The sequence below is a fragment of the Streptomyces sp. TRM70350 genome, from assembly GCF_019219825.1.
Taxonomy (GTDB): domain Bacteria; phylum Actinomycetota; class Actinomycetes; order Streptomycetales; family Streptomycetaceae; genus Streptomyces.
Genome location: NZ_JAHUXH010000005.1, coordinates 137,230 through 150,587 on the forward strand (window position 1 = coordinate 137,230; position 13,358 = coordinate 150,587).

At 70.2% G+C, this 13,358-nt stretch carries 14 protein-coding genes and 1 tRNA gene; 9 read left to right on the forward strand and 6 right to left on the reverse strand.

Going from position 1 to position 13,358, the window contains the following annotated elements; translation table 11 throughout:
* The first annotated feature begins 103 nt into the window (after window positions 1–103).
* Both KWI83_RS10295 and KWI83_RS10300 read left to right on the forward strand, forming a co-directional pair.
* Window positions 104–778: a Crp/Fnr family transcriptional regulator gene (locus KWI83_RS10295; protein WP_029382547.1), complete on the forward strand. Its 675-nt coding sequence runs from the start codon at window positions 104–106 to the stop codon at window positions 776–778.
* A gap of 32 nt (window positions 779–810) precedes the next feature.
* On the forward strand, window positions 811–1,626 hold the full coding sequence (locus tag KWI83_RS10300; RefSeq protein ID WP_218514009.1) for a nucleotidyltransferase domain-containing protein: 816 nt from the start codon (window positions 811–813) through the stop codon (window positions 1,624–1,626).
* 35 nt (window positions 1,627–1,661) lie between these two features.
* Here the strand turns inward: KWI83_RS10300 and KWI83_RS10305 are convergent, their stop codons facing one another.
* The 4 genes from KWI83_RS10305 to KWI83_RS10320 all read right to left on the reverse strand — a co-directional run bounded on the left by KWI83_RS10305 (window position 1,662) and on the right by KWI83_RS10320 (window position 4,143).
* Window positions 1,662–2,492, reverse strand: coding sequence for an MBL fold metallo-hydrolase (locus KWI83_RS10305; RefSeq protein WP_218514010.1), 831 nt, complete (start codon window positions 2,490–2,492; stop codon window positions 1,662–1,664).
* A 79-nt stretch (window positions 2,493–2,571) separates the two neighbouring features.
* Window positions 2,572–3,462 (reverse strand): NUDIX hydrolase, encoded by an 891-nt coding sequence (locus KWI83_RS10310; protein WP_218514011.1) that lies wholly within the window; start codon window positions 3,460–3,462, stop codon window positions 2,572–2,574.
* Between the two features lie 58 nt (window positions 3,463–3,520).
* On the reverse strand, window positions 3,521–3,988 hold the full coding sequence (locus tag KWI83_RS10315) for a RidA family protein (protein ID WP_218514012.1): 468 nt from the start codon (window positions 3,986–3,988) through the stop codon (window positions 3,521–3,523).
* On the reverse strand, window positions 3,985–4,143 hold the full coding sequence (locus KWI83_RS10320) for a DUF4177 domain-containing protein (RefSeq protein ID WP_009189813.1): 159 nt from the start codon (window positions 4,141–4,143) through the stop codon (window positions 3,985–3,987). Before KWI83_RS10320 ends, KWI83_RS10315 begins: the two co-directional genes overlap by 4 nt.
* A 107-nt stretch (window positions 4,144–4,250) precedes the next feature.
* Between KWI83_RS10320 and KWI83_RS10325 the strand changes: the two genes are divergently transcribed.
* Window positions 4,251–5,228: an ArsA-related P-loop ATPase gene (locus KWI83_RS10325; protein WP_218514013.1), complete on the forward strand. Its 978-nt coding sequence runs from the start codon at window positions 4,251–4,253 to the stop codon at window positions 5,226–5,228.
* Entirely contained in the window at window positions 5,225–6,607 is a 1,383-nt protein-coding gene (locus KWI83_RS10330) for an ArsA family ATPase (RefSeq protein ID WP_218514014.1), read from the forward strand. Before KWI83_RS10325 ends, KWI83_RS10330 begins: the two co-directional genes overlap by 4 nt.
* Window positions 6,608–6,639: 32 nt before the next feature.
* Here the strand turns inward: KWI83_RS10330 and wblA are convergent, their stop codons facing one another.
* Window positions 6,640–6,978 carry a transcriptional regulator WblA gene (gene wblA / locus KWI83_RS10335; protein WP_167529677.1) on the reverse strand — a complete coding sequence of 113 codons (339 nt, stop codon included), beginning with the start codon at window positions 6,976–6,978 and terminating at the stop codon, window positions 6,640–6,642.
* A 418-nt stretch (window positions 6,979–7,396) separates the two neighbouring features.
* Here wblA and KWI83_RS10340 point away from each other — a divergent pair, with 418 nt between their 5' ends.
* Window positions 7,397–9,697, forward strand: a complete 2,301-nt coding sequence (locus KWI83_RS10340; protein WP_218514015.1) for a transglycosylase domain-containing protein — start codon at window positions 7,397–7,399, stop codon at window positions 9,695–9,697.
* A gap of 199 nt (window positions 9,698–9,896) precedes the next feature.
* Here the strand turns inward: KWI83_RS10340 and KWI83_RS10345 are convergent, their stop codons facing one another.
* Window positions 9,897–10,361, reverse strand: coding sequence for a GatB/YqeY domain-containing protein (locus KWI83_RS10345; protein WP_218514016.1), 465 nt, complete (start codon window positions 10,359–10,361; stop codon window positions 9,897–9,899).
* A 125-nt stretch (window positions 10,362–10,486) separates the two neighbouring features.
* Between KWI83_RS10345 and KWI83_RS10350 the strand changes: the two genes are divergently transcribed.
* The 4 genes from KWI83_RS10350 (at window position 10,487) to KWI83_RS10365 (ending at window position 13,301) form a co-directional block, all read left to right on the forward strand.
* A complete protein-coding gene (locus KWI83_RS10350; protein ID WP_218514017.1) occupies window positions 10,487–11,413 on the forward strand; it encodes a metallophosphoesterase in 927 nt (308 codons plus the stop codon).
* Between the two features lie 240 nt (window positions 11,414–11,653).
* A complete protein-coding gene (locus tag KWI83_RS10355; protein WP_218514018.1) occupies window positions 11,654–12,457 on the forward strand; it encodes a Pr6Pr family membrane protein in 804 nt (267 codons plus the stop codon).
* 32 nt (window positions 12,458–12,489) lie between these two features.
* A tRNA-Pro gene (locus KWI83_RS10360) sits at window positions 12,490–12,563 on the forward strand.
* A gap of 231 nt (window positions 12,564–12,794) precedes the next feature.
* A complete protein-coding gene (locus KWI83_RS10365) occupies window positions 12,795–13,301 on the forward strand; it encodes a hypothetical protein (protein WP_218514019.1) in 507 nt (168 codons plus the stop codon).
* The last annotated feature ends 57 nt before the right edge of the window (window positions 13,302–13,358 follow it).

The following is a 13,358-nucleotide window of genomic DNA, read 5'->3' on the forward strand; positions in this document are numbered from 1 at the left end:
TGACAGATCACACTGTTTGGACCGTCCGGCAAAATGGGCACCAGGGTGCCTTGGTACACCGGGGGAACAACATCCCCTGAGCAGGTCGACAAGGAGAGAACTCGTGGACGACGTTCTGCGGCGCAATCCGCTCTTCGCGGCGCTCGACGACGAGCAGGCCGCGGAGCTGCGCGCCTCCATGAGTGAGGTGACCCTCGCGCGGGGTGACTCCCTCTTCCACGAGGGCGACCCGGGCGACCGGCTCTACGTGGTCACCGAGGGCAAGGTGAAGCTGCACCGCACCTCACCCGACGGCCGCGAGAACATGCTGGCCGTGGTCGGCCCCGGCGAGCTCATCGGTGAGCTGTCGCTCTTCGACCCGGGCCCGCGTACGGCGACCGCCACCGCGCTGACCGAGGTCAAGCTGCTCGGCCTCGGCCACGGCGACCTCCAGCCCTGGCTGAACGCCCGCCCCGAGGTCGCCGCCGCGCTGCTGCGTGCCGTGGCCCGGCGACTGCGCAAGACCAACGACGCGATGTCCGACCTCGTCTTCTCGGACGTCCCCGGCCGTGTCGCGCGCGCCCTGCTGGACCTGTCCCGCCGGTTCGGCGTGCAGTCCGAGGAGGGCATCCACGTCGTCCACGACCTCACGCAGGAGGAGCTGGCCCAGCTGGTCGGCGCGTCCCGCGAGACGGTCAACAAGGCGCTGGCCGACTTCGCCCAGCGCGGGTGGCTGCGGCTGGAGGCACGCGCGGTGATCCTGCTGGACGTGGAGCGCCTCGCGAAGCGCTCGCGGTAACGGCCGCTGGGGGCCGAGGGACCGGCACCGCGGTGAAGCCGCCCCCCAAGGGCCTCGACTCCGAGGGCTGCCTCGCGCGAGAGGGCTCCCTCGCGCGCGTGCAGGCCCCGTTCCGTCCGGTCGTCGCCGCAGCCCGCGACCGGCTGCCGGACGTCTTCGGCGCGCGGCTGCACAGCGCGTACCTCTACGGGTCGATTCCGCGCGGCACCGCGCGCGTGGGGCGCAGTGATCTGGATCTGCTGGTCGCGCTCCGGGAGGAGCCCGGTGACGCGGACCGCGCCGCCGCCCGTGCCCTGGGCGAGGCGCTGGACAGGGAGTTCCCCGAGATCGACGGGGTCGGGACGCTGCTGTACGGCCGCGCGCGGCTGCTGAGTGAGCTGGAGACGTACGACCTGGGGTGGTTCGTCGCCTGTCTGTGTACGCCGCTGCTCGGGGCGGACCTCGCCGAGCAGCTGCCTCGCTACCGCCCCGACAGCCTCCTCGCGCGCGAGACCAACGGCGACCTCGCCCTGCTGCTGCCGCGCTGGCGTGAACGCATCGCGGGCGTCGAGGACACGGACGTGGCCCGGCGGCCGCTCGTCCGGTTCATGTCCCGGCATCTCGTCCGCACCGGGTTCACGCTCGTGATGCCCCGCTGGGGCGGCTGGACCAGCGACCTGGTGGAGATGGCCGGGATCTTCGGCGCGTACTACCCCCAGCGCGCGGAGCAGGTGCGCGCGGCGGCCGCCTTGGGGTACGAGCCCACCGGCGAGCGTGCCGTCCTGAAGGCGTACGTCGACGACTTCGGCCCCTGGCTCGCCGAGGAGTACGCGCGCGTGCACGGCGTCAAGGCGCCAAGGCCCGACTGAACGGGCCGACGCCGACCCGGACCTTGAGACAGGCACTAGATGAGCCCGTGCTCCTCCAGGTAGTCCAGCTGGGCCCGTACCGAAAGCTCCGCCGCCGGCCACAGGGAGCGGTCCACGTCGGCGTACACATGGGCGACGATCTGGGACGGCGTCCGGTAGCCGTCCTCGACGGCCGTCTCGATCTGGGCGAGGCGGTGGGCGCGGTGGGCGAGGTAGTACTCCACGGCGCCCTGGGCGTCGTCCAGGACCGGCCCGTGGCCCGGGAGGACGACGTGGACGCCGTCGTCGACGGTGAGGGACCTCAGACGCCGCAGGGAGTCCAGATAGTCGCCCAGACGGCCGTCGGGGTGCGCCACGACCGTCGTACCGCGGCCCAGGACGGTGTCGCCCGTCAGCACCGCCCGGTCGGCCGGGAGATGGAAGCTGAGCGAGTCCGCGGTGTGGCCGGGCGTCGGCACGACCCGCAGCTCCAGCCCGCCGACCCGGACCACGCCCCCGGCGGTCAGCCCTTCGTCGCCCAGCCGCAGCGCCGGGTCCAGCGCCCGCACCTTGGTGCCGGTCAGCTCGGCGAAGCGGGCGGCACCGGCGGCGTGGTCGGGGTGACCGTGGGTCAGCAGGGTCAGGGCGACGCGCTTGCCGGACCGCTCGGCGGTGTCGACGACGTTGCGCAGGTGGCCCTCGTCCAGGGGGCCCGGGTCGACCACGACGGCCACCGGGGAGTCGGGCTCGGACAGGATCCAGGTGTTCGTGCCGTCCAGGGTCATCGCGGACGGATTGGGCGCGAGGACGTTGACGGCCCGCGGGGTGGCCGGGCCCGAGAGGGCCCCGCCACGCGGCTGGCCGGGGAGGGCGGCTGCGTCGGTCATGCCGCCGAGCCTCCCCGTCGGGATGTGCTTGGTCAACTCCTCGGCCGAGACCTGTCACCCACCTCCATGGACAGAACAACTAAGTCCCGGAATCGTCGTGGGGTGATCGCCGGGACACCCGCGGAAGAACCTTGGTGAACTCGTCGTGGCCCGGCCAGGAGAGCACGATCTCCTCGCCCTCCAGACGGGCCTGTGCCAGGACGGGCGTCAGGTCGCGGCCCGGAGCCGCCGCGAGCGCCTCGGCGGCCGTCTCGTAGGCCGTCAGCTGCCGCAGCGTCGCGATCGTGGGCGGCATCATCAGCAGCTCGCCCTTGTCGTACGACGCCGCCGCCTCGGCCGGCCGGATCCACACCGTGCGGTCCGCCTCCGTGGACGCGTTGCGGGTGCGCTGCCCCTCGGGGAGGGCGGCGACGAAGAACCAGGTGTCGTAGCGGCGGGCCTCGAACTCCGGGGTGATCCAGCGCGTCCAGGCGCCCAGCAGGTCGGAGCGCAGCACCAGGCCGCGGCGGTCCAGGAACTCCGCGAAGGAGAGGTCGCGCGCGACCAGGGCGGCGCGGTCGGCCTCCCAGCCGGGGCCGGTCGTGTCGCCGACGACCGAGTCGGGGGTGGGCCCGGCCAGGAGGACGCCCGCCTCCTCGTACGTCTCCCGCACGGCCGCGCAGACGATCGCCTGGGCGGCCGACCCGTCGACGCCGAGCCGGTTCGCCCACCACGCGCGCGTGGGGCCCGCCCAGCCGACCTGACGGTCGTCGTCCCGCGGATCGACGCCGCCGCCCGGGTACGCGTAGGCGCCCGCCGCGAAGGCCATGGATGCGCGGCGGCGCAGCATGTGGACGACGGGGCCGGTGCCGGTGTCCTTGAGCAGCATGACCGTGGCCGCGCGCCTGGGGGTCACCGGCGTGAGGGTGCCCGCCGCCAGCGCGCGGATCCGGTCCGGCCACTCCGGGGGGTACCACTGACCGTTCGCCATGGGCGCGAGGCTATCCCGTGGTGAGCGGATGTTCGAGAGGCGATGATCACCTCGGGGGCTACGGCTGGGTGAGCTCCACCTGGATCTCGACCTCCACCGGCGCGTCCAGCGGCAGTACCGCCACGCCCACCGCGCTGCGCGCGTGCACGCCCTTGTCGCCGAGGACCTCTCCCAGCAGCTCGCTCGCGCCGTTCAGCACCGCCGGCTGACCCGTGAAGTCCGCCGCGGAGGCGACGAACCCCACGACCTTCACCACGCGCGCGATGCGGTCCAGGTCGCCGGTGACGGACTTGACGGCGGCCAGCGCGTTCAGGGCGCAGACGCGGGCGAGGTCCTTCGCCTCCTCCGGCGTGACCTCCCCGCCGACCTTGCCGGTGAGCGGGAGCTTGCCGTCCACCATCGGGAGCTGACCGGCGGTGTAGACGTAGGGCCCGCTCTGCACGGCCGGTTGGTAGGCGGCCAGCGGCGGGACGACCTCCGGCAGCGACAGGCCCAGCTCGGCCAGCTTCGCCTCGACCGCGCTCACGCCTGCTTCTCCCGCTTCAGGTAGGCCACCAGCTGCTCGGGGTTCGGCCCGGGCACGACCTGGACGAGCTCCCAGCCGTCCTCGCCCCAGGTGTCCAGAATCTGCTTCGTGGCATGGACGAGCAGCGGCACGGTTGCGTATTCCCACTTGGTCATGAGGCCGACTGTATCCGCTGGCGGCGGCGGTCTTCGCGGGCGGCCGGAGTGAGAGTTGTCCACAGGGCGCCGGTTGGTTCCCGCGCGAACTGGTTACGCTCGAAGACGTGAGCAGGCTCCAGGTCGTCAGCGGCAAGGGCGGGACCGGCAAGACGACGGTCGCCGCCGCCCTCGCGTTGGCTCTGGCCACGGAGGGGAAGCGGACGCTTCTCGTCGAGGTCGAGGGCCGACAGGGCATCGCACAGCTCTTCGAAACGGAGGCGCTGCCCTACGAGGAACGGAAGATCGCCGTCGCCCCGGGCGGCGGAGAGGTGTTCGCCCTCGCCATCGATCCCGAACTGGCCCTTCTGGACTACCTCCAGATGTTCTACAAGCTGGGGAGCGCCGGACGGGCCCTGAAGAAGCTCGGCGCGATCGACTTCGCCACCACCATCGCGCCCGGCCTGCGGGACGTACTGCTGACCGGCAAGGCGTGCGAGGCGGTCCGGCGCAAGGACAGGGCCGGACGGTTCGTGTACGACTACGTCGTCATGGACGCGCCGCCCACGGGCCGGATCACGCGGTTCCTGAACGTCAACGACGAGGTCGCCGGGCTGGCGAAGATCGGCCCGATACACAATCAGGCACAGGCCGTGATGCGGGTGCTGAAGTCCCGCGAGACGGCCGTCCACCTGGTGACCCTTCTGGAGGAGATGCCCGTCCAGGAGACCGCGGACGGCATCGCCGAGCTGCGGGCGGCGAACCTGCCGGTCGGGCGGGTGATGGTGAACATGGTGCGGCCCGAGGTGCTGGACGCGGCCGACCTGGAACTCGTACGGACGGTGCCGCGCGCCGATCTGGCCCGGTCGCTGTCGGCCGCCGGGCTCGGCGGGGCGCGCCGCGGGCAGAACGCCGAGAAGCTGGTGGACCCGCTGCTGGCGCAGGCCGAGGAGTACGCCGAGCGGTATCTGCTGGAGCACGAACAGCGGGCCGTCCTCGCCGAGCTGGGCCTGCCGCTGCACGAACTGCCGCTGCTCGCCGAGGGCATGGATCTGGCGGGCCTGTACGAACTGGCCACCGAGCTGCGGAAGCAGGGCATCTCATGAGTCCGGAGTCCCCATCGACGCACCACCACCTGTACCCCGCGCGTGTGCTCGACGTCGATCCGCTGCTCGACGACCCGAAGACCCGCATCGTGGTGTGCTGCGGCTCGGGCGGGGTCGGCAAGACCACCACGGCGGCGGCGCTGGGCCTCAGGGCCGCCGAGCGCGGCCGCAAGGTGGTCGTACTGACCATCGACCCGGCGCGCCGGCTGGCGCAGTCCATGGGCATCGACTCGCTTGACAACACCCCGCGCCGGGTGAAGGGCGTCGACGGCGACGGCGAACTGCACGCGATGATGCTCGACATGAAGCGCACCTTCGACGAGATCGTCGAGGCGCACGCGGATCCGCAGCGGGCGGCCGCGATCCTGTCGAACCCCTTCTACCAGTCGCTCTCGGCGGGCTTCGCGGGCACGCAGGAGTACATGGCGATGGAGAAGCTGGGCCAGCTGCGGGCCCGGGACGAGTGGGACCTGATCGTCGTCGACACGCCGCCCTCGCGCTCCGCGCTGGACTTCCTGGACGCGCCCAAGCGGCTCGGGTCGTTCCTGGACGGGCGGCTGATCCGGCTGCTGACGGCCCCGGCGAAGCTGGGCGGCCGGGCGGGGATGAAGTTCCTGAACGTCGGCATGTCGATGATGACCGGCACCCTCGGCAAGCTGCTGGGCGGTCAGCTGCTGAAGGACGTCCAGACGTTCGTGGCGGCGATGGACACGACCTTCGGCGGCTTCCGCACGCGCGCGGACGCCACCTACAAGCTGCTCCAGGCGCCCGGGACGGCGTTCCTGGTCGTGGCGGCGCCGGAGCGGGACGCGCTGCGCGAGGCCGCGTACTTCGTGCAGCGGTTGGCCGCCGAGGACATGCCGCTGGCCGGGCTGGTGCTCAACCGCGTCCACGGCAGCGGCGCCGACCGGCTGTCGGCCGAGCGGGCGCTCGCCGCCGCGGAAAATCTTGAGGAGCCCCGCATTGTGGATCAGGGGGGAGGGAAAGCTGGACTTCGTAACTCTCCCGACACGTACGGCAGTTCAGATGCACCCGCTTCCGAGGCACCGGCACCCGACGGAGGCTCCCCCGCCGCCGCGGACGAGGACCACTCCCCCATCGTCACGGACGAGGACGACTCCCCCGTCGTCACGGACGAGCACACCTCGCAGCGCACCGTCGACCAGCTCACCGCAGGCCTGCTGAGGCTGCACGCGGAACGTATGCAACTGCTCTCCCGCGAGCAGCGCACGCGTGACCGCTTCACCGCGCTGCACCCCGAGGTGGCGGTGGTCGAAGTGGCCGCGCTGCCCGGCGATGTGCATGACCTCGCGGGGTTGCGGGACATCGGGGACCGGCTCGCGGCCCACCGGCCCGAGCTGTCCGTCGACGACGCCTGAAGGCGGGCCCCCTGAGGGGACGCCCGCAGCCTTCAGCTCACCGCCGCGTAGTTCTCGTACACCTCGTCGTCGTCGAGGGGCACCAGGCCGGCCCCCCGCTCGTACTCCGTCCGCGCGGTCTCCAGCAGCCGGCGCCAGGAGGTGACGGTCGGGCGCCTGCGCAGCAGTGCGCGGCGTTCCCGCTCGGTCATTCCTCCCCACACGCCGAACTCGACGCGGTTGTCCAGCGCGTCGGCCAGGCACTCCGTGCGTACCGGACATCCGGTGCACACCGCCTTGGCCCTGTTCTGCGCTGCTCCCTGAACGAACAGTTCATCCGGATCGGTAGTGCGGCAGGCCGCCTGCGCACTCCAGTCGGTTACCCAGCCCATACCGGCGCCGTCCTCTCCCGAATCGAGGCTCCCCCACGGCGGCAGCGGCATATTCACCGCCGCCAGTTGAGGACGTTACGGAAGGTGGGCACAGTGCAACACCCCCAGCGGGCCCAATCTTGAATGGCCCGAACGGACTATGCGTCAGCGGCAGATCACCCGGGGGAGTGAGCCCGCGACATGCGCGTCAATCCCGGCAATTCGGGACGGTTCTACTGCGCCACAACGGACGCCCGGTGACACACAAGGCGGATTCGGGCACGCACCCAACACCCCTCCGCAAAAAAGACCGAGAGGATCCGGAACGATTCGGGGTCGCCGGACGTATTGATACGTGGCCCTACTGCTGTGACAGTTGAGAGCAGCTTAGGCCAAGGCATATACGCGTGTCCGGCGAATGAGAACGTAGGCTGCCCTCATGCCAAAGAAGCGCTCGGGCGGTGGTCTGTCGCCAACGCAGCAGGCCGCCAAGTTCCTCGGTGTCAGTGTGCTCGCGGGAGCCGTCATGGCCGGCATCGCGCTGCCCGCCGTCGGCGCGCTGGGCCTGGCGGCGAAGGGCTCGGTGGAGAGCTTCGACGAGCTCCCGGCCAATATGAAGACCCCGCCACTCAGTCAGCGGACCACCATCCTCGACTCCCGCGGCGACCACATCGCGACGGTCTACTCGCGCGACCGCACGGTGGTCGAGCTCAAGGACATCTCGCCGTACATGCAGAAGGCGATCGTCGCGATCGAGGACTCGCGCTTCTACCAGCACGGCGCGGTCGACCTCAAGGGCGTGCTGCGCGCCCTGAACCGCAACGCGCAGAGCGGCGAGGTTGCCGAGGGCGCGTCCACGCTCACCCAGCAGTACGTGAAGAACGTCTTCGTGGAGGAGGCCGGCGACGACCCGACGAAGGTCGCGCAGGCCACCCAGCAGACCCTCGGCCGCAAGATCCGCGAACTGAAGTTCGCGATCCAGGTCGAGGAGGAGCTCGGCAAGAAGAAGATCCTTGAGAACTACCTGAACATCACCTTCTTCGGCCAGCAGGCGTACGGCGTCGAGGCCGCCTCCCAGCGCTACTTCTCCAAGCACGCCAAGGACCTCAACCTCCAGGAGGCGGCGCTCCTCGCGGGCATCGTCCAGTCGCCCAGCCGGTACGACCCGGTCAACGACGAGGCGGAGGCCACCAAGCGGCGCAACGTCGTCCTGCAGCGCATGGCCGAGGTCGGCGACATCTCCCAGGCGGACGCCGACAGGGCCATGCGGCAGCCGCTGGAGCTGAAGGTCAGCCGGCCGCAGAACGGATGCATCACCGCCGTCAAGGGCGCCAGTTTCTTCTGCAAGTACGTCGAGAAGGTGTTCCTCAACGACCCGGTCTTCGGCAAGACCAAGGAGGAGCGGGCGAAGCTCTGGAACCAGGGCGGTCTGACCATCCAGACCACCCTCGACCCGCAGGCCCAGGAGTCGGTCCAGGCCTCGCTCAAGGAGCACGTCAACAAGGACGACCAGGTCGCCGCGGCGACCACCCTGGTCGAGCCCGGCACCGGCAAGATCCTCGGCATGGGCCAGTCGAAGCCGTACGGCTACAACAAGAACGAGACCGAGTACAACTACTCGGTCGACTCCTCCATGGGCGGCTCCAACTACGGCTTCCCGACCGGTTCGACGTTCAAGCCGTTCGTCGCGGCGGCCGCGCTGGAAGAGGGGCGGCCGCCCACGCAGGAGTACTCGTCGCCGTACGAGATGGAGTACCCGAGCCCGGTCCAGACGTGCTCCGGCAAGCCGTGGGTGAACATCGGCCCGAAGAAGGAGACCGTCGAGAACGAGGACGAGTCCGAGGTGGGGCCGTACCGGCTGGAGGAGGCGACGGCCAAGTCGGTCAACACCTACTACGTGCAGATGATCTCCGACATCGGCCTCTGCCCGGTCATGAAGATGACCGACAACCTGCACGTCGTGCAGGGCAACGGCGACAAGCTGCCCGAAGTGCCCTCCATCGCCCTCGGCGCCAAGGGCATCTCCCCGCTGACCATGGCGACCGCGTACGCCGCCTTCGCCGCGCGCGGTATGTACTGCACGCCGATCGCGATCGAGTCGATCAAGCAGAAGATCGGCAACGAGCAGAGGTCGCTTCAGGTGCCGAAGTCCACCTGCTCACGGGCCATGTCCGAGCAGACCGCCGACACCATCAACACCCTCCTGCGCGGTGTGGTCGACTCCGGTACGGGCCAGGAGGCGGGCCTCAGCGACCGCGACAGCGCCGGTAAGACGGGTACGACGGACGAGCGCAGGAACGCCTGGTTCGTGGGCTACACGCCCAACCTGGCCGGCGCCGTCTGGGTCGGCAGCGCGACCCAGCAGGTGGAGATGGAGAACATCTCCATCGGCGGCGTCTGGCACGACAAGGTCTACGGCGGCCGCGTGCCCGGCCCGATCTGGCGCGACGCCATGACCGGCGCCCTCGCGGGCAAGGAGCCGGCCTCCTTCAACATCGTCCACATCCCGGACGGCGGCGACCGCGACAGCGGGGGTGACCGTGGTGAGCGCGGCGACAACGACAACCGCAACGGCGACGACAGGGGCGGGCTGATCCAGGGGCTGACCAACGGGGGTACGGACGGGGGGACGTTCCCGAACCCCACGTTCTCGATTCCCGAGGGCTGGATCCAGGGGGGCGGCAACGGCGGGAACAACGGCAACGGTAACGGCAACGGCAACGGGGGGAACTGGCCGTGAGGGTCGGTTCAGTCGACAGCCGGTAGTCGGTAGCCGGAGTCGGTCGGTGGTACGGCGATGGGGGCGCCCTTCTTGAGGAGGGGCGCCCCCATTGGCGTATCGGAGACTGGGCTGGCGTACCGGAGACGGGGCGCCCCTCGTGGAGAGGGGCGCCCCGTCGGCGTACAGCCGCTTGTCGCGGTGACCGCCGAGTGCGGACTCAGCCCGCGAGGAGCCTCTTCACCGCGGCGGCGACGCGGCCGCCCTCCGCCTGGCCCGCAACCTTCGGGTTCACGATCTTCATGACCGCGCCCATGGCCCGCGGCCCCTCCGCGCCCGCCGCCTTGGCCTCCTCGACGGCCTGGGAGACGATCGCGTTCAGCTCCTCGTCGGACAGCTGCTTGGGCAGGTACGCGGCGAGCACCTCGCCCTCCGCCTTCTCCCGCTCGGCCGACTCGGCGCGACCACCCTGCGCGAAGGCCTCCGCGGCCTCCCGCCGCTTCTTCGCCTCCTTGGTGATCACCTTCAGGACCTCGTCGTCGGAGAGCTCGCGCTTCTCCTTGCCCGCGACCTCCTCCTTGGTGATCGCGGCGAGCGTCAGCCGGAGCGTCGAGGAGCGGAGCTCGTCGCGCTCCTTGATCGCGGCGTTGAGGTCTTCCTGCAGCTTCGACTTGAGCGTGGTCATGGGGTTGATTGTCGCAGGTGTGCACGGCTGGACGCCTGTTGGTTTATTGGTTTGGGGGCCGGACGCCCGTTGGTTCAAGGGGCGGTCGGGCGTGGGAGCGCGACGGGGTCTGACACGATGGGCGCATGCGCGCGCGATACGGAGTACCCCTCGGCATCACGGCGGTCGCGGCCGCCGGTCTCCTCTACTCGGCCGGGTTCGAGGCCCGTTCCTTCCGTCTGCGACGGGTGACCATCCCTGTTCTGCCCTCGGGCATGCGCCCGCTGCGCGTGCTGCACGTCTCCGACATCCACATGGTCAGCGGCCAGCGCAAGAAGCAGCGCTGGCTGCGCTCGCTGGCCGGCCTGCGCCCGGACTTCGTGATCAACACCGGCGACAACCTCTCCGACCCGGAGGGCGTACCGGAGGTGCTGGACGCGCTGGGCCCCCTGATGGAGTTCCCGGGCGCCTACGTCTTCGGCTCCAACGACTACTACGGCCCCAAGCTGCGCAACCCCGCCCGCTATCTGATCGAGAAGGCCCAGGGCCGCCACGGCCTGAACGGCAACGCGCCCGCGGTCGGCGTCGTCCACAACCCGTGGGAGGACCTGCGGGACGGTTTCGACGCGGCGGGCTGGCTGAACCTCACGAACACGCGGGGCATGCTGAAGATCGACGGCGTCGCGGTGGAGATGACGGGCGTGGACGACCCGCACATCAAGCGGGACCGCTACGCGTCGGTGGCGGGCGGCCCGTCGGCGTCGGCGGACTTTTCGATGGGCGTGGTGCACGCCCCGTACCTGCGCAGCCTGGACGCCTTCACGGCCGACGGCTACCCCCTGATCCTGGCCGGCCACACCCACGGCGGCCAGCTCTGCGTCCCCTTCTACGGCGCCCTGGTCACCAACTGCGACCTGGACACGGACCGGGTGAAGGGCCTGTCGACGCACACTTCCGAGGGCAACACGTCCTACCTGCATGTATCGGCGGGGTGCGGGACGAACCGGTACACACCGGTGCGGTTCGCTTGTCCGCCGGAGGCTACGTTGTTGACGTTGGTGGGGCGGGAGTAGGGCCCGAATCGGGAGTAGGGCCGGAGGGTGGGCGGCGCCGGACAATCCATCTGGCAGCCCATTGGCAGTCCATCTGGGTTGCCGCCCGGGGTCGGCGAGGCCGCCGGGTCCACCTGCCCTGGGCTGGAGAGAACCCAGATCACCAGGGACGAGCCGCCGCACGAACCAGGAAAGGCACCGGCGTAACCCACACAGCCCACCCGCCATGCCCCATTTGCCCGATCTGCTTAGCGTGAGGGCATGACCGCCCCGATACCCAGGGACATCCCGGACCTCCCCGCGATCCCGGGCATGCCCGCGCTGCGGCCCTCCCCGGTTCCCGCCACGGCGGTGGTACCCCCCGTACGCCGCCCCCTGACCGCCGTCTTCCGCCTCCTGACCGCACTGACGGCGGCGTCCGGAGTCACGATCTTCCTGATCCTCGGCAGCCCGCTGCGGGTGCTGAGCCACTTCACGATCCAGAGCAGCATCCTGCTGGCCCTCGTCCTCACGGTCTCGGCCCGCCGAGCCCGGACGGCCCGCCGCCCCCTGCCGTCGGCCGTGACGGGCGCGGCACTCCTCTACGTGGTGATCGCGGCCCTCGTCCACCACCTGCTCCTGGCGAACGCGTCGAGCCCGTTCGCGATGACGACGACGCTGACCGGCGACGCGCAGCCCACGCTGCTGCACTCGATCGCCGACCACGTCCTGCACACGGCGGTCCCGATCGCGGCCGTACTCGACTGGTTGCTCCTCACATCCCCCGGCCGCCTGCACCTGCGCCAGGCCAGCACGTGGCTCCTGTACCCCCTGGCCTACCTGATCTTCTCCTTCGCCCGGGGCGAGTATCTGGAGTACCTGCGCCCCGACACGCCGGGCCGCTACCTCTACCCCTTCCTCGACGTCGCCCAGCACGGCTACAAGAGCGTCCTCGGCAACGCCCTCCTCCTCGGCCTCTCCATCTACGCCCTGGCCGTCCTCCTGGTCGCCCTCGACCACGCCCGCCCGAACCCGGTCCGCCACCGCGCGAAAACCGGATTTCGTCTCCAGCCACCAGTGGGCTAAAGTAAACGACGTCGCCGCGACAGCAGCGACATCGGGGTGTAGCGCAGCTTGGCAGCGCGCTTCGTTCGGGACGAAGAGGTCGTGGGTTCAAATCCCGCCACCCCGACAGTAAAGTACCAGGTCAGGGGCCTGATCCAGTGAGTGGATCAGGCCCCTGACGGGTTCCTGGAGATCGTTTGGGAGAAATCTGGGAGAAGATCTTGGTCGGGTTCTCCCAGCGGCATCTGCTCTCCTCCCTTACGGTGAGGTGCCTAGCAGGGACCGCCGTATGCACGTTCGTGAATCGGTGGACCCACACGACCGGCGCGGTTGGGAACCGGGCCAACCAGGGGGGCCAGTGGAGCCGAGAAGTGCAGCAGCAGTGGGAAGAGACTTTCCGTACACCGCGCGTACCACCTGCTATATCGAGGTTCATGAGGACGGCAGAGTCACTCATGGCGACGATCGGGCCGCGTACGAGCGCGCCGTCGCCGGAAAGTCGCGGCTGTTCGCCGTCTGGCCCGGCGAGTGGTCGAGCCACCTCTTCGTGATCGACGACCTCGACGAGTACGCCAAAGCTCATGGGATCCAGCACGACCAGAACCGGACCGGACTGGAGGAACACGTTCACGACGTGGAGTGGACCGAGGCGGCGGGCCGCAACCCCAATCCCCGGAGTCCGTACATCAGCATCCGACTCAAGCTGACATGCGGATGCGAGATCCGCGACTTGGGCACCTTCGCGAGCCAGATGCGGGAGCAGCAGGGTTGGGCCATCGCGACCAGCGTTGGGTGGGGCAGCAGCAGTGGCCCCGAAGGTACGTCTTACTCCCTGCGCGTGCGACGGAAGAGTCTGGGCATCTGAACGCCTGCAGCAAGCGCAGCAACCTTCCAAAAAACCGTCCACGGGCCTCATCCCTAC

Bases quoted from the DNA above. Each gene is read 5' to 3' on its own strand.
- KWI83_RS10305 (WP_218514010.1), bottom strand. From the start codon at position 2,492: ATGACCGACGCAGCCGCCCTCCCCGGCCAGCCGCGTGGCGGGGCCCTC.
- KWI83_RS10310 (WP_218514011.1), bottom strand. From the start codon at position 3,462: ATGGCGAACGGTCAGTGGTACCCCCCGGAGTGGCCGGACCGGATCCGC.
- KWI83_RS10320 (WP_009189813.1), bottom strand. From the start codon at position 4,143: ATGACCAAGTGGGAATACGCAACCGTGCCGCTGCTCGTCCATGCCACG.
- KWI83_RS10330 (WP_218514014.1), top strand. From the start codon at position 5,225: ATGAGTCCGGAGTCCCCATCGACGCACCACCACCTGTACCCCGCGCGT.
- wblA (WP_167529677.1), bottom strand. From the start codon at position 6,978: ATGGGCTGGGTAACCGACTGGAGTGCGCAGGCGGCCTGCCGCACTACC.
- KWI83_RS10340 (WP_218514015.1), top strand. From the start codon at position 7,397: ATGCCAAAGAAGCGCTCGGGCGGTGGTCTGTCGCCAACGCAGCAGGCC.
- KWI83_RS10345 (WP_218514016.1), bottom strand. From the start codon at position 10,361: ATGACCACGCTCAAGTCGAAGCTGCAGGAAGACCTCAACGCCGCGATC.
- KWI83_RS10350 (WP_218514017.1), top strand. From the start codon at position 10,487: ATGCGCGCGCGATACGGAGTACCCCTCGGCATCACGGCGGTCGCGGCC.
- KWI83_RS10355 (WP_218514018.1), top strand. From the start codon at position 11,654: ATGACCGCCCCGATACCCAGGGACATCCCGGACCTCCCCGCGATCCCG.